General features: G+C 54.1%; 17 protein-coding genes. 5 read left to right on the top strand and 12 right to left on the bottom strand.

Translation table 11 applies throughout. The annotated features are described in order from the left end of the window. Positions 1-47 precede the first annotated feature (47 nt). The gene (gene rpsT, locus KNP80_RS01505; protein WP_021065661.1) at positions 48-308 is read left to right on the top strand and encodes a 30S ribosomal protein S20; all 261 of its coding nucleotides are present in this window, start codon (positions 48-50) and stop codon (positions 306-308) included. 30 nt (positions 309-338) lie between these two features. Here rpsT and KNP80_RS01510 read toward each other — a convergent pair whose 3' ends face one another. Next, positions 339-773 (bottom strand): GNAT family N-acetyltransferase, encoded by a 435-nt coding sequence (locus KNP80_RS01510; RefSeq protein ID WP_214717460.1) that lies wholly within the window; start codon positions 771-773, stop codon positions 339-341. Positions 774-782: 9 nt separating this feature from the next. Continuing rightward, a complete protein-coding gene (gene holA, locus KNP80_RS01515) occupies positions 783-1793 on the bottom strand; it encodes a DNA polymerase III subunit delta (protein ID WP_286038505.1) in 1011 nt (336 codons plus the stop codon). Positions 1794-1883: 90 nt separating this feature from the next. Between holA and KNP80_RS01520 the strand changes: the two genes are divergently transcribed. Continuing rightward, the gene (locus KNP80_RS01520; RefSeq protein ID WP_016508105.1) at positions 1884-2048 is read left to right on the top strand and encodes a YqzM family protein; all 165 of its coding nucleotides are present in this window, start codon (positions 1884-1886) and stop codon (positions 2046-2048) included. A 59-nt stretch (positions 2049-2107) separates the two neighbouring features. Here KNP80_RS01520 and KNP80_RS01525 read toward each other — a convergent pair whose 3' ends face one another. From KNP80_RS01525 to KNP80_RS01555, 7 genes are all read right to left on the bottom strand, one after another. Then, positions 2108-4243, bottom strand: coding sequence for a ComEC/Rec2 family competence protein (locus KNP80_RS01525; protein WP_214831889.1), 2136 nt, complete (start codon positions 4241-4243; stop codon positions 2108-2110). 1 nt (position 4244) lies between these two features. Then, positions 4245-4814, bottom strand: a complete 570-nt coding sequence (locus KNP80_RS01530; RefSeq protein ID WP_214717467.1) for a helix-hairpin-helix domain-containing protein — start codon at positions 4812-4814, stop codon at positions 4245-4247. 155 nt (positions 4815-4969) lie between these two features. Beyond that, positions 4970-6613 (bottom strand): methyl-accepting chemotaxis protein, encoded by a 1644-nt coding sequence (locus tag KNP80_RS01535; RefSeq protein ID WP_029595200.1) that lies wholly within the window; start codon positions 6611-6613, stop codon positions 4970-4972. Beyond that, positions 6610-7581: a BMP family lipoprotein gene (locus tag KNP80_RS01540; RefSeq protein WP_029595199.1), complete on the bottom strand. Its 972-nt coding sequence runs from the start codon at positions 7579-7581 to the stop codon at positions 6610-6612. The genes KNP80_RS01535 and KNP80_RS01540 overlap by 4 nt, the downstream gene beginning before the upstream one ends. A 143-nt stretch (positions 7582-7724) precedes the next feature. Next, complete coding sequence (locus KNP80_RS01545; protein ID WP_214717471.1) at positions 7725-9239, bottom strand: flotillin lipid rafts scaffold protein FloT; 1515 nt, start codon at positions 9237-9239, stop codon at positions 7725-7727. A 3-nt stretch (positions 9240-9242) separates the two neighbouring features. After that, entirely contained in the window at positions 9243-9764 is a 522-nt protein-coding gene (locus KNP80_RS01550) for an NfeD family membrane protein (RefSeq protein ID WP_021065653.1), read from the bottom strand. Further along, on the bottom strand, positions 9764-10165 hold the full coding sequence (locus tag KNP80_RS01555; RefSeq protein WP_128122213.1) for a hypothetical protein: 402 nt from the start codon (positions 10163-10165) through the stop codon (positions 9764-9766). Before KNP80_RS01555 ends, KNP80_RS01550 begins: the two co-directional genes overlap by 1 nt. Before the next feature lie 123 nt (positions 10166-10288). Between KNP80_RS01555 and rnhC the strand changes: the two genes are divergently transcribed. The 3 genes from rnhC to KNP80_RS01570 all read left to right on the top strand — a co-directional run bounded on the left by rnhC (position 10289) and on the right by KNP80_RS01570 (position 13435). Further along, positions 10289-11200: a ribonuclease HIII gene (gene rnhC / locus KNP80_RS01560; RefSeq protein ID WP_214717479.1), complete on the top strand. Its 912-nt coding sequence runs from the start codon at positions 10289-10291 to the stop codon at positions 11198-11200. A 72-nt stretch (positions 11201-11272) separates the two neighbouring features. After that, positions 11273-12085: an alpha/beta fold hydrolase gene (locus tag KNP80_RS01565; RefSeq protein WP_021065650.1), complete on the top strand. Its 813-nt coding sequence runs from the start codon at positions 11273-11275 to the stop codon at positions 12083-12085. Positions 12086-12412: 327 nt separating this feature from the next. Next, complete coding sequence (locus tag KNP80_RS01570) at positions 12413-13435, top strand: PTS sugar transporter subunit IIC (RefSeq protein ID WP_034796886.1); 1023 nt, start codon at positions 12413-12415, stop codon at positions 13433-13435. A 41-nt stretch (positions 13436-13476) separates the two neighbouring features. Here KNP80_RS01570 and pheT read toward each other — a convergent pair whose 3' ends face one another. The 3 genes from pheT to KNP80_RS01585 form a co-directional block, all read right to left on the bottom strand. Continuing rightward, a complete protein-coding gene (gene pheT, locus KNP80_RS01575; protein WP_214831892.1) occupies positions 13477-15852 on the bottom strand; it encodes a phenylalanine--tRNA ligase subunit beta in 2376 nt (791 codons plus the stop codon). A 12-nt stretch (positions 15853-15864) separates the two neighbouring features. Further along, entirely contained in the window at positions 15865-16887 is a 1023-nt protein-coding gene (gene pheS, locus KNP80_RS01580; RefSeq protein ID WP_214717486.1) for a phenylalanine--tRNA ligase subunit alpha, read from the bottom strand. A 302-nt stretch (positions 16888-17189) separates the two neighbouring features. After that, positions 17190-17936 (bottom strand): TrmH family RNA methyltransferase, encoded by a 747-nt coding sequence (locus tag KNP80_RS01585; protein WP_214831894.1) that lies wholly within the window; start codon positions 17934-17936, stop codon positions 17190-17192. Position 17937: the final 1 nt, after the last annotated feature.

Raw genomic sequence — 17937 nt, forward strand, 5'->3', positions numbered from 1 at the left:
GAAGTAATAAGAACATACACTTTCTTGTTTCAGGGGGTGACAAAACAATGGCAAACATCAAATCAGCAATCAAACGTGCAAAAACTTCTGAAAAGCGTCGCGTCGCGAACTCGCAAGAGAAAGCAGCAATGCGTACAGCAGTGAAACGTGTTGACGCTCTCGTACTCGAAGGAAACAAAGAAGCTGCTCAAGAAGCTTTCGTCCTCGCTACGAAGAAAATCGACAAAGCTGCAGCAAAAGGTCTTATCCACCAAAACAAAGCTGGCCGTGACAAATCACGTCTTGCAGCTCGCATCGCAGCTCTCTAATTAGAGACTAAAACGAAACAGCCGCCTCCATTAGGAGCCGGCTGTTTTTTGGGTCCGCATGACGTAATGGTCGCCAATGCCTGGGATGTCAAAAGCGTCACCGACCGTCTCCAATCCGTTCCGTTCATAAAACCGGACCGCGATGGCTCGGGCGTTACACCACCAGTCGGCATCGAGCTCACGATGGAGCGCCTGCAAGAAGGCAGAGCCGATGCCCCTCCCGGCGACATCGGGAGCGGTCGCCATGCCGCGCAATTGAAACGGCACGCGGTCGCCCGCAAACTCACGGCTTTGCCGCATGACGGTCGCAATCGACACGACACGACCATCTTCGACCCAGGCGAAGTGACGCGTCGTCTCCGCGTCATCCCCTTCAAAATAACACGTCTCTACCGGCAACCCCGGCCGCAACACTTCATGCCGAAGCGGAATCACCGCTTCTAACCCTACTTCCTGTAACCCCATGTCCTCACCTCACAGTAATGTCAATTGGCAGACGAGCGTATCAAACACGATCTGCTTGTCACCCCGTCCCGTCTTCATCGCCTCATCCGCGTCGGCAATCAATGTCAGTGCCCGTCCGAGCTGAGCCTCGGAGAAATTTCGGCTCGCTTGCGAGGCCAGTTTCACCGTATACGGATGCGCCCCGATTTTCGAGGCGATTTGCTTCTCGCCATACCCCTTCTCCGTCAGCTGTTTCGCGAGATACATATTCCGATACTGTCGCGCGAGGAGTGCTAACAAACCGATCAGCTCTTGACCTTGCTTCTCTAAATCACGGACGAGCCGAAGCGCCGCATCCGCACGCCGAGCCACTAAGAATTCGGACAGTTGGAACACGTTGTCTTCGAGTGTCCGCGGGACAAGGTCGTTGACGATCTCAATCGGAATCTCTGCCCCTTCACTCGCGTACAGTTGCAACTTCTCGAGCTCGCGGACGAGTTTGCCCCAATCATCCTGACAGAGGAATAACAGCCGTTCGACGGTCGCCCGCTCCATCTTTTGGCCGCGCCGGTTCAATTCGTCGCCTACGTAGCGCATCAGCTCCGACTGGCTCGGCTTTTTCGCTTCGAGCACGATGGCCCGCTCTTTCAAGCGCTTGACGACTTTTTTCCGTTCGTCGAGCTTCTCCGCTTCGATAATAAAGACGAGTACGGAATAAGGCGCCGGTTGTAACGCGTATTCAGTCAATCGCTCGACGTTTTGCTTTTGCTTCTCTTTTGCCCCCGTCAAGAACTGCGCTTGTTTGACGATGACGGTCCGATACTCGCTAAAGAACGGCACCGTCTCCGCCTCATCGAGCGCCGTGTCGAGTGACGTCTCGTGCAAGTCGAGCTGCATGACATCAAAGTGGTCACCAGATGGGTTGGCCGCTTTGATGATGGCCCGCTCCCACGTCTCTAGCAAATATTTTTCTGTCCCAAACAGGACGTACACGTTTGACAACTTTCCGTTATGCAGCCACGGTTCATTCAAAACACACACCACTTTCACAATTTATTCTTATCTAAACATAGATTATCTTTCACTGATTCGCTATACTTAGGACGGAACCATTTCAAGGAGGGACTCACTATGCATATTAACTCTGTTCGCCCACAAAGCGAAAACCCGTTCGAGAACGACGTACAGTGCAAACGTAACGATGCCATCGATTCAGCAATCGGCTTCATCGTCCCGTTCGGCTTTTTCTTCACCATCTTCGCGATTGGTGTCCTCATCAAGTTCTTGAGCTTATAAGTCAGTCAGAAAGCGATTGCCCCGGGGGAGCAATCGCTTTTTTAGTTTATCATAGTTTTTCATGGCGGTACTGCCTTCGTCACAATCCCACGACACCGATTTCGTTCACAGATGACCATCCCGTCCTCGTCCGTCCGTAATACCCGCTTTCCCTCGAGACGTTGCAGCGTGTCAAGATGCGGATGTCCATAACGATTGTTCCTTCCGACACTGATGATGATCCACTCCGGATTGATTCGGTTCAACAGCGCCTCACTTGACGATGTGTTCGACCCATGATGCCCTAGTTTGAACACATCGACGTCAACGGTCGGAATCATATCTTCCCGCGTGTCCGGCAAATCCCCTGTCAATAAATACGTGAGCGCCCCGACCTGCATGAACAGCGACACCGAGTTCGCATTCTCGTCCTCGCCCGCCTCATCCGGTGCGACGATCCACATCCACGGGTACGGCCTGTCCCCGCTCGACAGGAGCCGGATGGGGACTTGATAGGTCTCCAGCTCGGCCAGTAACTCGTCTCGTTTGCCTTGATCCGCTACTTCCGCCGAGAGCCACACCTCATCGACTTCGATGGACGAGAGCAAACCGGACAGTCCGCCGACGTGATCATGATCGGCATGGGTAAGCAACAAGAAGTTGAGGCGCGTCTCCCCTCGCTTCCATATGTACGGGGCGACGACGTCCGCTCCCGGGTCATAGGTGGACCGTTTCGATTCTTTCGGGTCTTGAAACACTCCGCCGACATCGATGACGCCCGTGACCTCGCCGTATTCGACGACGACGGCATCGCCTTGTCCGACGTCTAAAAACGTGACGCGCGGCTCTTCGACCCATTCAAGGACGCCATGCATGAGCAAGAGCGCAATCACGGCAAGCCCCCAACCACTCCATCGTTTCCACTCAAGGAGCATCAATCCGCCCCACAGGACGACAGCGAGGCCAAGAGCGTGCCAAAACGTAAACTCATGCAACGGGAGCCAAGGTCGCCAGTCGTGATGCAGGGCGAACGTCCCATTCAGGCCATCGAGGATCGGATGCAGGAGTGGTTCAGCGGTCGGCACGATATACGCGAACAGGGCGAGCGGAATGACGATCCAGGAAATTAAGAAAGCGCCGACGACGTTATACACGGGTGCCAACACCGATATAATCGGTTGAACAGGCCATAACAAGATGAGCCCGAACCATTGAGCATATACGGCCAGCCCAAACGGTCCTGTCCAAATCGAACGAGTCACGAGCAAGAACAACGTCATCGCAACCGTCAACTGAAATCCTAAATTCCATAGCAAGTACGGTTGCAAGACGAGCAAGAACGCCGCGCACCAACTGAGCAACCGAATCGGGTCGCGGACACGGTAACCGAACAGTGACAGCCCGAGCAACACGTCGGCGACGAGCACGGCCCGCGCCACTGGCGGCGAAAACCCGGTCAACCATCCGAACAACGTGACCACAACGAGAATCAACATTGTCTTCGTCTCACGTCGCAACGGCAACGGCCGCGTCGTCCAACGCAATCCGAGCACGAGGAGCGCGATATGTGACCCGGAGATGACGAGCAGATGGAGCAGGCCGGTCACCCGGTAAGAGAACGAGGTATCCTCATCGAGTAACCGACTCTCTCCGAACAATAACGCCTCCATATAAAGCGCCACATCCGGCCGATACGTCGTCTCGATTCTCGCGAGCTGTCGTTCCTTCCAACGAAGCATCCGTCCACTCATGCCGTCACTCGGACGACACGCCTCGATGGCGACGTCACTCCCTTTGAACGCAAGTCCGGCCCCGTACGCCCAAGCCGCCTCGTCGAACCCACCCGTATTGCGCAACGGTGCGAACGGGATCTGCGTGAACGTGACGAGGCACGTCTCTCCGGGACGACCAAGCGAGAGGTCACGACCGGTTAATACACCCTTCTTTTCGTCGATTTGTCCATACAGCCGCGCCGATTGGCCATTGTCCCGCCGGCTCTCGATGGCGAACAGAGAGGGTCCGTCCTCCGCCGGCAACGGTTCGGCGTCAGAACGTACGAACACGAACAGGACGAGCAGGACGGCACCGACGTGCGCATAGACGGATTGACCACGCCAAGTGAATGCGATGGCTACAGACAACATGAGGCAGAGGGCGACTGATCCGTGTATCCCGGCAATAAATAGGCTGATTGGCAACAATGGATACAGTGGCATGTCATGGAACCAAGAGATAACCTTCCATGCTTTCTAACGTCTTCTCTCCGAACCCTTTGACGTTGCCGATCTCTTCATATGACTTGAACGGTCCATGCTGTTTCAAATGATTGAGAATCGCCTCGGCTTTGGCCGGACCGATGCCCGGTACGGTCATCAATTCGTCCTTCGTCGCACTGTTGACATGGACCCCGTTCGTCCCCCCGCCCGCTTCTTCAGCGGCCGGCACAACGACCGTCTCCCCTTTTTTCGGGACGCTCACTTTCGTCCCATCGACGAGCAATTGGGCCAAATTCAATTGTTCGGGATCAGCCTCGGCCGTCAAGACGGCGAGAGACAACACATCCCCGACACGGGCCCCTTGCGGCATCGTATACATATCGGGCGCCTCAACCGCCCCGGTCACATAGACGACGATTTCGGTCGGGACGCTCGGCTCGATTTCCGGCTCGGGTGTCGCCACGAACTGTTCGACCACCGGCCTCTCCGGTTCTTTCGAGTAAAACATATAGCCCACCCCAATGAATAATCCGACGAGCAGCACGACGACATACCGTCTCCACTTTTCCATACGTCTCCTCCTCGCGTGAGTCTTCCCTCTAGTATGAGCAAATAGACACCGGTGCGCCCGTTCCGCCTTTGACGTTTCTGACGCGCTTATGACCCTGATGGACGTGTGTCTCATCCGCTTCGAGACGACAAAAAAGAGACAAGCCGAAACTTGTCTCAGTGCTCTTCAAAATGTTGGACTTGACTCGCGAGTGCGGCGGCCTGCCCTTCTAACTCCTGCATCAAGGCGAAAATTTGATCGAAGCTCGCTTGTTGCTCTTTCATCGAGGCCGCGACTTCTTCATTGCCCGCCGCGAGTTCCTCGGTTACGCCGCTCACTTCCTCGACCCGTTTCAAGACGTTCGTGACTTCCGTGCTCGATGCGACCATCTCGCGCTCGATCGTCCCGACGAACGAGGCGACGTGGTCGGTCCGGTCATGGATTCGACTGAACGCCTGCTTCGTCAATCCGAACGCCTCTAGCTGTGCCGTCTGCTCACGACTCGACTCTTCGACCATGTCCGTCAAGCGGGCGACCTCATCGCGAATCGTCTGGACGACCCCGAAAATCGAACGTGTCGCCACGTTACTTTCTTCAGCCAGTTTCTTGACTTCGCTGGCGACGACTGCAAACCCTCGTCCGGCCTCCCCAGCCCGTGCAGCCTCGATGGCGGCGTTCAAAGCGAGCAGGTTCGTCTGGGCGGCGACGTCTTCCACGAGTTTTGCCATTTTTTCAATCTCTTCAGTCTTCCGGGCGAAGTCATCCATCCGATTGACGAGTGATGCGTTGCGCGCGCTCGAGCGCTCTAGAATCGCTTCCTGGTCCGTCAGCGTCTCGATACCGGCCGCGACTTCACGAGTCATCTCGGTCGTCTGTTCAGTCGTCTGCTTCGTCTGGTTCAAACTCGTCTCGAACGAGGTCGCCATGATGCCGACCGATTCGAGCGTCTCTTGCAGTTCCGTTGCAATCGACTGCGCCCCGTTCGCCATCTCATCGACCGCATTCGTGATGTTCGACGTCGTGCTGACCACGGCCTCGTTCTCGGCGGCCGCTGTCTCCGTCATATCGTTCACTTTCATCGACGTGACGCGAATGGACCCGATGACCGTCTGGAGCGACATCGTCATCTCTTGCATAGCCCGCTCTAACCGTCCGATTTCATCACGGCGCGTCGAATCCGGCAACGTAATTAACCGGCCGGCCGCGATCGCTTCCGCCGCCTCAACGTTTCGCTCGAGCGGATGGGTGATTGAGCGAGCGAAGAAGAAGTTATAGACACTGAGTGCGCCGATGACGAAGACCGTCAACAATACCGATACGAGCAAGAGACGTTTCGTCTCGCTCGCCGCCTCGGCCTGAAGCGCCTCATAGAACGTGCCATTTTTCAAGAGGAGTGTGTTCACATCGTTCAATACCCCTTCGAGTTTGGCGGCTTGAATCCGGGCCGCAATTCCGCCAGCCTCGGCCGTCTCCACTTCAGCTTCAATCCGTTCATACTTCGTCGTCGCCCGTTCAAGGTGCGTCGCGAACTCCGGAATCAGATATGTTTGTTCGAGCATCGCAAACGTTTCTCCGTTCGTCGCCCGGATGCGCTCGAGTTGCGTCAGCGTCGATTGACTCATCTGCTCACCGAGCGATGTCCAAAGCGACTGTTCCTGCAAGAGCGACGTCTCGAGCTGTGACAGCTCAATCATTTGCGTGCCGTATTGTTCATTGTACGTCTGTAGACGATTGAGTGTCGTCAAAACGTAACTCATCATCAACACAATCAACAAGACCGTGAACACGGTCGAAAAGATAAACCGTTTCCGTAAACTCATTTCAGCGTCCCCTCCATCAACTGTTTCTGAAACGCCTCAAACTGTTTTGTCTCTTCGTCATCCCACTGGACACGACGAAGAGCGGCCAAACCGACACCGCCTTGATCGATTCCGAGTTCGACGTGGGTGTTGAATGCCTCGTTCTCGAGTCGATTCGCGATTTCAACGATGGCCAAATCAACTTGTTTCAACATCGACGTGATGACCGCGTCCGGTGCAATCATCGATTGATCACTGTCGACACCGATGGCCTTCACACCGTTCCGCTCAGCTGCCTCTAGAACTCCGACCCCTGTCAGTCCTGCAGCGGCGTATAACACGTCCGCTCCGGCTTCAATCTGTTTCTCTGCCAATTCGCGCCCGATTTCAGGTGAGGCAAAATCGTTCGCATAGTCGACGAGCATCGTCACGTCATCGTTGACACTTTTCGCTCCGAGTTCGAAGCCAGTCCCAAACTTTTGAATTAGTTCGTTGTCAACGCCCCCGATAAATCCGATTTTGTTCGATTCCGTCTCGAGCCCCGCGACTGCCCCGGCTAGCGCACTGCCTTCCGTCTCTTTGAACGTCACGGACATGACGTTCGGTAACGTCGATACGGCATCAATCAACGCAAACTGTTGCTCCGGATGTTCGGCCGCTACCGCTTCCAAGTCCTCTTGACAAGCGAACCCGAGCCCGATGATGACGTCATGTCCGTCGGCGACGAGCTGTTCGAACCCGGCCTTGTACGTTTCCGTCTCATCCAACTCACGGTAATCGACGAACCATTCCCCCGTCTCACGGAGTTGTCCCATGCCGCGCATCGCAGCATCGCTGAATGACTGGTCCCCGAGACCAACATCAGACAAGACGACGCCCATCGATTGACGGGTTTCAACGGTTGCTTCCGGTTGGTCAATCACAGACTGACAACCTGGCAACCAAGTCACACATGCGGCCAACAAGCCGATGATGAGTGATTTCTTCATAATCGCTACTTCCTCTCTATAATGGTCTGACATCTCACTTATCGTCAGAAACCGATTGAGTTTGAAGCCTTTCGTTTCAAATTTAGGGGAATTTGAGTGAAACAAAAAAAGCCACAGACGATGACTTGTCTGTGGCTCCCTACTTATTCTTCCGTCGCGGCGAACGTTGACTCGCTCAACTCGCGATTCGCACTCGGCTGAACGTTGCCTTTTCCAGCAAAGTTGTCGAGTAAATCTTTCATATCGATTCCTGACGACGCTTTGAGCGTCTGTTGCAGCGATGCCATCAAGTCGGTGGCGTAACCCGTGACTTTGCCGGCTCCGCCGTCTTTGCCGCTGCCCGTATCGACGACCGTAATCTTGTCGATATTGCCAAGCGGTGCTGCGATTTGTTTCGCATAATCCGGAAGCATCTTGACGACCATGTCGAGGATGGCGGCTTGACCATACTGCTCGAACGCTTCGGCAATCTTTTGTTTCGCTTCGGCTTCAGCGAGACCCGTCAAGCGGATAATGTCGGCTTCAGCTTCCCCTTTGGCCCGTTCCGAATCGGCCTCGGCCACACCGGCGAGGCGGACCCGTTCGGCGTCGGCTTTCGCTTCCGCTTCGATGCGGTACTTCTCGGCGTCGGCTGCGGCGATTTGACGTGCCTTGTCGGCTTCGGCTGATTGCTCGATTGCGTAACGGTCGGCGTCGGCTTTCTTCTTCACTTCTGAATCGTACTGCTTCTCACGACGCATGATTTCTTTCTCTTCGAGCTCGATTTGCTTTTGACGTTCGATGATTTGGACCTGCATCTGTTGCTCGGTGACTTCTTGTTTGGCGCGGGCCTCTTCAAGTTCATACGCTTGGTCGGCGCGGGCCTTGGCGACGTCTTGTTCACGGCGATACGCCGCGATGCGAAGCTGATTCTCTTTCTCGGCTTCCGCGATTTCTGAAGCACGTTCAAGTTCTGCTTTCTTCGCGTCCTTCATCGCTTCTGCTTGTTTGATGCGCGTCTCTTTGTCCGCTTCGGCCGTGGCGATATCGGCATCTCGTTTCACTTGCGCGATTCGCGGCTTCCCGAGTGATTCAAGATAGCCGTTCTTGTCACGAACATCTTTGATGGTGAACGAGACGATAACGAGACCCATCTTGGCCAAGTCTTGTGAGGCGACGCGTTGCACTTCTTGTGAGAACTTATCACGGTTCTTATAAATCTCTTCAACTGTCATTGAACCGAGGATTGAACGGAGGTGACCTTCGAGCACTTCTTTCGCCTCGTTCTCGCGTTCGATTTTCGGTTTGCCGAGGAATTGTTCGGCCGCCGTGGCAATCTCACTGATCGAGCCGCCGATTTTGATGATGGCCGTCCCGTCCGCCATGACCGGTACACCTTGCTCGGTATACACTTCCGGCGTCGTCACTTCGAGCTTGCTCGAGAGAAGACTGAGTGGTTCAGCCTGCTGGAACACCGGCAAGACGAACGTTCCGCCCCCACGGATAATCTTCACGCGGTTGCCCGAAGCGTCGCTATGGACGTTCTTTTTTCCTAAATAGCTGCCGGTGACGATGAGCGCCTCATCTGGTCCGACCGTGCGATACTTCAACACGAAGACGAAAATCAAGGCGAGCAAAATCACCCCGACGATAATACTGGCTAAAATGGCTGTGTTCATACGTTAAAACTCCTTTCGGATTGTCGGTTCGTCATACTCCATGACGACCGCAATGTTTCGTTCGACTTCGATGATGACGACGCGTTGTGTCGTATCGATGGCTTTTCCGTCGACACTCTTGGCCGTTTTCAGTACGGATCCCGTCACCGATTCGACGAGCACTTCTCCAAACCCACCTTCTGGGACCGGGACCGTCAAGCGACCAATCAGGCCGACGAGGGATTCATCGGTCATCCCGATTGATTCTTCCGCGTTCGATAGCGGCAAGAGGACGAATAAGTACAGGAGCGTCGTGAGCGCGAATGAACCGACGAGGGCGACGGCAAGCCCTATCATCGGCGACACGTGGGCAAGCGCATTTAAAATCAATCCGATTCCCGCACCGAGTGCTAAAAAGGATAAGATGACGGCGGGATTGAACCAACCATCAAATACATCGAATGCATCTGAAAAAATCATGTACACGAATGTACCGAGACCCGCGATGATGAGTACCCACCAATACAGCTGATCTAACGATTCCATTACCACTCCTCCTCGGCGCGACGCTGTCGTTCGTACGAAAGGACGCGGCGCAAATGTTCGACTTCGAGCGCGAGCGCCTGTTCAATCGTGTCCCACTCTGCCAACGGTCGGGTCGGCTGATCGACCGACTGTCGGACCCGTCCTAACGTCTGCTCGAGACGTAAGCGATCATAGCGGTCGACCGCCTCCATCCGTTCTTGTCGCAGAAGTGACAAATAGTGATCGACTTCCGCTTGTAACGCAATGATTTGCTCGGTCGCCGCTTCCGACGAATCCTGCATGAGCAAGCGACGCACCCTGACTTGATGGGCGATCAGTTTTGCAATCCGAGCTTCTAGCTCGAGAATATGTTTATAGAGAGATTCTGCCTCATCTTCATCCGTGTCATCGCGCCACCACATCTCCGACTCACCTCGCTTCTTTCTTTACTCACTTGTCTATACGTTTAGAGCGAAACTTTGGTTTCAAAATATCTAAAAAAAATGTAAGATTGATTTGCTAACGTTAGAAAGGAAGTGCTCACATTGGGCAATCAAGTCATTAAATTATCAGCTACCGCCCAGGAGGAACTCATCGCGAGTTATCGGGCCCATTCAGTCAATCCTCCGCCACACGCACGATTCAGTGCCAAAACACCTCAGTGTGTGATTACGGTCTACAATTCGGGTAAAGTCATGTTCCAGGGACGCGATGCCGACACGGAAGCCGCCAAATGGGGAACGAGCATTAAAAAAGAACCGAGCGTTCCGAAAAATGTTCTGCCGGAAGGCTTTTCGGACTGGTCTGTCATCGGGAGCGACGAAGTCGGAAAAGGTGATTATTTCGGACCGCTCGTCGTCGTCGCCGCCTACGTGCCAAAAGAGAAAATCGCTCTCGTCAAAGAGCTCGGGGTCAAAGACTCCAAACTGCTGTCGGATACAGAGATCGTCCGAATCGCCAAAGACTTGCACGTCACCATCACCTATCAGAAGGCGACGTTACACAATCCGGCGTATAATAAAATGCAACGGACGATGACACAAGGCAAAATGACGGCCATCGCCCATAACGCCGCCTTGTCGGCCTTATTACAGAAGCTCGATGCGACACCGGACGCCATTTTAATCGATCAGTTCGCTGAAAAGAACATCTACTATAACCACCTTCGGTCCGAAAAAGCAGTCGTCAAAGACGACGTCTATTTCTCGACGAAAGCGGAAGGACTGCATGTCGCCGTGGCCGCCGCCTCGATTCTCGCTCGCGCCTTGTTCTTAAAAGAAATGGACAAGTTAAGTGCGACACTCGGGGTCACGTTACCGAAAGGCGCCGGCGCCAAAGTCGACCAAGTCGCGGCCGATTTGATTCTTCGTTATGGTCAATCCTGTTTGAACGAGGTCGCGAAAGTTCACTTCGCCAACACGAAAAAAGCAATCCGGTTGAGCGAGTTGAAACGATAGTTCTACATTTGTAGATATGGTATATTGTTTTTAGGGTTTAATGAACTTAAAAATTTTTGGAGGATAGCGTTCATGTTGCATTATAAAACGTACACATTAAGCGACGACCATCCTTGGGTCATCTTCATCCATGGCGCGGGTGGAAGTCTGTCGCATTGGTATCGTCAAATTCGGCCGTTCAAAAAGAAATATAACGTGCTCCTGCTCGACCTACGCGGACATGGCGGCTCTTACAACGCAGAACAGTCGTTGAATCAACCGCTGAACGCGTATACGCTCGATGTCGTTGTCGAAGACGTCGTCGAGGTCATGGACCACTTACAGATTGAAAAAGGCCACATGGTCGGCCTATCGCTCGGGACGATTGTCATTCAAGCGATGTTCGAGCACCATCCGGAACGAATCGCTTCAGTCGTGCTCGGCGGGGCCATCGTCAAGTTCAACGTCCGCTCGACGTTGTTGATTCGCCTCGGTAGCCTCGTACAGAGCTTCGTGCCGTACATGTGGCTATATCAGCTGTTCGCGTGGATTTTATTACCGAAGAAGCGTCATAAGAAATCACGCATGATGTTCGTCCGCGATGCGGCCAACCTGTGTCAACGCGAGTTCATCCGCTGGTTCAAGATGACCGAGAATATGAATCCGTTGCTTCGTCATTTCTCTTCGATCGAGACGAACGTACCGATTCTCTATATTATGGGTGACGAGGACTACATGTTCCTCGAAGCCGTCGAACGGACCGCGAAACATCAGCCGACGGCTCGTGTCCAAGTCGTCACTGACTCGGGCCATGTCGTCAACGTCGACCAACCCGATCATTTCAATTCAATCTCGATGGCATTCATCGATCAACAAGTTGGCTCACTTGCAGCCAGCACGTCTTAATACGAGACGATCCTTCATTGGGTCGTCTTTCTTTTTGAGCGGTTTTCAATTTTTTTCAAATTAATTTTCAGAAAATATTGATTATTGAAAAATATCATGTTACTCTTAGACAAATCTTAACAAACGGAGGAGCTGGCAATGATGAAAACCCATGCGCAACACGGCCTACTGATTATTATTCGACTGAGGGACTGAAAATCGACTCGATGACCGAGACGAATTTTTGGGCCCTTGTTTCGATGGTTTCGGACGAGGCGCTCATGGTATGACCGACGCGCCTATCCCATCCGGATAGGTTTTTTTATTGGATTGACACACATAGAGGAGATGATGGAAGTGAAACAGTACGCAATGGACCGAATGATCAAAATATCAGCAGGAATGGCAAGCGCCGTCCTCGTCACGCTCGGGGTTGGACTCTTGATTGAAACGATTGGGAAGATGGCCGGCATCGAGACACTCGTCTTGATCGGGCAAGTCGCGAAATCATTGCTCGCCCCGGCACTCGGTGCCGGTGTCGCTTATCAGCTCGGCGGCAATACGCTCATTTTGTTCAGCTCGATGATTGCGGCAACCGTTGGTGGTGCGGCGCTCCAAGCGACCGAGAGCGGGCTCGTCCTCGTGCCCGGTCAACCGATCAGCGCCTTGATTGCAGCAGCGGCTGCGGTCTGGTTAGGCAAACGTGTCCTCGGGAAAACGAAATTTGATATGATGGTCGTCCCGGTCACGGCTGTCCTTGGAGGCGGCATCGTCGGAGTCGGCGCAGCAGCCGTCACGACACCGCTCATCAACTCAATCAGCGCCAGCATCACCGCTTCGGTCAATACGTCACCAATCGCGACATCACTCGTCATCGCGCTCGTATTTAGTGTCATGCTCATGTCACCTGCTTCATCGGCCGCACTCGCCATCGCGCTTCAACTCGACCCGGTCGCCAGTGCCGCCGCGTTGATCGGATGTACGGCCCAGTTCGTCGGCTTCACGCTCATGGCATATCGTCAAACAGATCCGGGCGGTTTGGTCGCCTCGTTCTTCGTCACACCGAAAGTCCAGTTCCCGAACGTCGTCAAAAATCCTCGCGTCGTCATGCCGCCTTTCATCGCGGCGATGATCAGCGCGCCGATTGCGACGCTCGTCTTCTCACTCGAAGTCCCTTATGAAATAGCGGGACTTGGGCTCAACTCATTGATTGCGCCGCTCAACATCCTTGCCGCGCAAGGAATGGACGCGTTCCTCATCTTCGTTGGAACGGGAGTCGTCCTTCCGGCCGTCATCACGCTCGTCTTGTATAAAGTGACATGCCTCGTCGGTTGGACAAAGTTTGGCGACTTGGCGCTTGAAGTCCAGTAAACTCAAAAAAGGTGTCCACACGTGGTGGACACCTTTTTAGGTTATGCGCGAACTTCCGCACCGTGCGCCGCTTGAACGGCAGTGAGAATCGCTTCATACGACGCCGTCACTTCTTCATCTTGAAGGGTGCGGGTCGGATCTTGATACTTGAGCGAGAAAGCGATTGATTTCTCATCGACTCCTACGTTCTCCCCGATATAGACATCGAACAAGGCGAGGTCAATCAAGAGCGGTCCTGCTGCCTGTTTGATGGTCGCTTCGACTTGACCGGCCGGGATGTCCCGTTTCAACACGAGCGCCAAATCACGTGTGATGGATGGGAAACGTGGGACGTCTTCATAGATGAGCTCGGCTGACTGTTGCAACACGTCCAAGTCGAGTTCGAACACGTACACTTCTTTCAATCCATACACGTCTTTGGATACGCCTGGGTGGACTTGTCCGACGTAACCGATGACACGTCCATCGATGAGCACGTTTGCGGTACGACCTGGGTGCATATCCGCAATCACGGCCGCCTCATACGTCGCTTCGACACGTAGCGCAGATAAGAGCGTCTCAACGGCTCCTTTGGCGACGAAATAGTCGACCGGGACACGCGTACCTTGTGAACGGTGATCGTACCAAAGTCCTGTCAATACGCCGGCGACGCGTTCCGTTTCACGTGGCAACGTCTCGCCTTGTTCGACATAGACGCGCCCTGTCTCATACAATCGCACGTTCGCTTGTTGACGCGACGTATTGTAACGAGCCGCCTCCAACAGACCTGGGATGAGCGATGTCCGGAGTACCGAACGCTCTTCGCTCATCGGCATTGCCAAGTTCACTTGCGTCAAGTCGGCTCCACTGAAGCGCGAGGCGTTCCCGACGCTCGTGAGCGAGTACGTGATCGCTTGCGACAACCCTGCGCCTTGGAGGACGCGACGGACGCGACGGCGCAACACGTTTTCTTTCGGGAGGTAACCTTTCGAGTGTGACGCCGGAAGGCTCGACGGAAGACTGTCATAGCCGTAGAGGCGTGCCACTTCTTCCGTGATGTCAGCCGGCAACTCCAAGTCCGGGCGACGCGACGGTACGTGGACCGTCAACGTCTCGTCCCCGGTCACATCGAGACCGAGACGTTCCAAGATGCGGACAATCGTCGCTTGCTCGAGGTCCATTCCGAGTCGATGGTTGATATAAGCGACCGAGACATCAATCGTCCGAGCCGCAGATTCTTTGTCCCCAGCGACGACGATGTCGCTAATTGTGCCACCGCTCACTTCGACGATGAGTTCGGCCGCACGGTCAAGGGCCAATTGCAACCGTTCCGGGTCGACTCCTTTTTCAAAGCGGGCACTCGAATCCGAGCGTAAACCGAGCGTACGGCTCGTCTTACGGACCGATGCCGGTGCGAAGTAGGCCGACTCGAGGATGATACTCGACGTCGTCGCATCGACTTCGGTGTTCGCCCCCCCCATGACGCCAGCGATGGCGACAGGCTGCTCGCCGTTCGTGATGACCATCATCGAGGTATCGAGCGTTCGCGTCACGTCATCGAGTGTGACGATTTCTTCCCCGTCATGCGCTTGGCGAACAGCAATCGTCGTTCCGAGTTTCGCCGTATCGAACGCATGAAGCGGTTGACCGAGCTCGAGCATGACGTAGTTCGTCACATCGACGACGTTGTTGATTGGGCGAACACCTTCTGCGATCAAGATGTTTTTCAACCATTGCGGCGAGTCACCGATGACGACGCCGTCGACACGGCGTGTCGCATAGTACGGACAGTTATCTGTCTCGAGACGAACGCTGACCGTGTTCGCGACATCTGTCGTCACGTCGGCAGTCGGTAATGTGTATGGACGCTCGAGGATGGCCGCGACTTCATGAATGATCCCATAAAGGCTCAAGCAATCCGAACGGTTCGGTGTCAATCCGAGCTCGATCACTTCATCGTCGAGGTCTAACAGGCGGATGACGTCCGCACCGACTTCGACCGGTTCGCGGAACGTGTGAATGCCGTCCTGCTCGTCTTCGCGAATTTGTTTTTTCTCGAACCCGAGTTCCTCGAGCGAGCAAATCATCCCTTGCGACTCGACGCCGCGCAGCTTCGCTTTCTTGATTTTTAGTCCTGGGAGACGAGCTCCGACCGTCGCCACGATGACGTGTTGACCGGCGGCGACGTTCGGCGCGCCACAGACGATTTGAACCGGGCTGTCCGCACCGATATCGACCGTCGTCACGTTCAATTTGTTGGCCTCAGGATGCTTCTCGCAAGCGAGGACATGCCCGACGACGAGTCCCGACAAGCCTTCCGACCGGCTGACGACGCTTTCCACTTCAATCCCGTTTTTTGTAATTAAGTCGCCGAGCGTTTGTCCGCTCAAATCGGATACATCAATATATTGATTCAACCATTTTTTTGATAATAACATGTGTGATCCCCCTTAGAATTGCTCGATGAAGCGTAAATCGTTTGTATAGAAGTGACGGATATCGTCCACCCCATGTTTTAACATCGCCATCCGTTCGACACCGATTCCGAATGCGAATCCAGACATCTTCGTCGAATCATAGCCTGCCATCTCAAGCACGCGTGGATGCACCATCCCGCTACCAAGAATCTCAATCCAGCCTGTCTTCTTACAGACGTTGCAGCCTTTGCCGCCGCACTTGAAACAAGAGATGTCGACTTCGACCGACGGCTCCGTGAACGGGAAGAAACTTGGACGGAGACGAATCTCACGCGTCTCACCGAACAACTGCTTGACGAACGATTCGAGCGTCCCTTTCAAATCGGCCATCGAGATATGCTCATCGATGACGAGCCCTTCGATTTGCATGAACTGATGCGAGTGCGTCGCGTCATCCTCATCGCGACGGTACACTTTACCCGGACAGATGATGCGAATTGGTTTCCCTTCGGCTTGGAGCATCGTCCGCGCCTGGACAGGAGACGTATGTGTCCGGAGAAGCGTCTCGTCTGTCACATAGAACGAATCCTGCATATCGCGGGCCGGATGATCTTTCGGGAGGTTGAGCATCTCGAAATTGTATAAATCCGTCTCGACTTCCGGACCTTCGGCAATCGTGTAGCCGAGACCGACGAATAAGTCTTCCATCTCATCGATGATCTGTTGAAGCAAGTGGGTGTGTCCTGGCAGAGACGTCCGACCCGGGAGCGTGACATCAATCGTTTCCGCCGCAAGTTTCGCTTCGAGTTCGACTGCCTTCACTTCCTCGATTCGTGCCTCTAACGTGTCTTGGATTGTCGTCCGGACCGTGTTGACGAGTTCACCGACGGCAGGTCGTTCTTCAGGTGAGAGTTTCCCCATCCCGCGGAGCACCTCGGTCATCGGCCCCTTTTTTCCTAAATATTTGATGCGGATATCGTTCAACTCTTTTTGTGACGACGCCGCTTGAATCTCCTGCAACGCCTCTTGTTGTAATTGTTCCAACTGTTCTTTCATAATTTATTTCCTCCTCTACAAAAAAAGTCCCTTCAGTCGATGACTGAAGGGACGAATAATCGCGGTACCACCCTACTTGGCCGAAATCGGCCCACTTGAGAGCATCGGTATCGGGATGCTACCCCGGTGTTGTCTCCAACACGACTCGAGAGTGAATTCGGCGCCGACCAAGGCATCGGCTCGCAGTCTCGGCCCATGCTCCCTGTACTCGTTCGGTAGTTCGCGTACTATGCTCTTTCAACGTCTATCCATTATTTTGTTCGATGTAATTAACCTATCACGATTCGTCAGTGCTGACAAGGTTATTGTAGCGCGATCCGATACATGAGAATACCGGCCGCGACGGCCGCGTTCAACGATTCGGCATCGCCGAGAACCGGGATATGGACACGGGTATCACATAATTCGAGCACGTCGTGATGCACGCCTTGCGCCTCGTTGCCGATGACGAGCGCGACCTTCTCACTGAACTTGACTTGCTCGTAAGACGTCGCTTTCGCGAGCGCGGTGCCATAAATATGGAAGCCTTCGCTCTTCAATTCAGGCAACGTCTCGAGTAAATCGACCGAGCTCACATTGACGTGGAACAAGGAACCTTGTGTCGCGCGCACGACCTTGGCATTGAACGGGTCGACCGTCCCTTTACCGAGAAGGACCGTGTCAAAGCCGGCCGCGTCGGCCGTTCGAATCATCGTCCCGAGGTTACCTGGGTCTTGGATGCGATCGAGGACGAGCACATGATTCATCTTTCGTTCGACCGGGGCCATCTTGACGACAGCGAAAACACCTTGCGTTTTCTCTGTCTCTGACAATAAGTCAGCCACATGGTCGGATAGTTCGAGGACAGGCATCTCATCAAGGCGCCATGATCCTTTCGGGGTATACGACTCCCCCATAATCAGCTGGACGAGACGTCCGGCACGGATGGCCTCGTCGACCAAATGCTCGCCTTCGACCAAAAATTGTCCGGACTCTTGTCTGCCTTTTTTCGTCATCAAACGCTTTAAGCGCTTAATCGTCTCACTTTTCGTAGACGTGATTTTCGTCATA

It is taken from the genome of Exiguobacterium sp. E4787 (genome assembly GCF_018618375.1).
GTDB classification, from domain to species: domain Bacteria; phylum Bacillota; class Bacilli; order Exiguobacteriales; family Exiguobacteriaceae; genus Exiguobacterium; species Exiguobacterium chiriqhucha.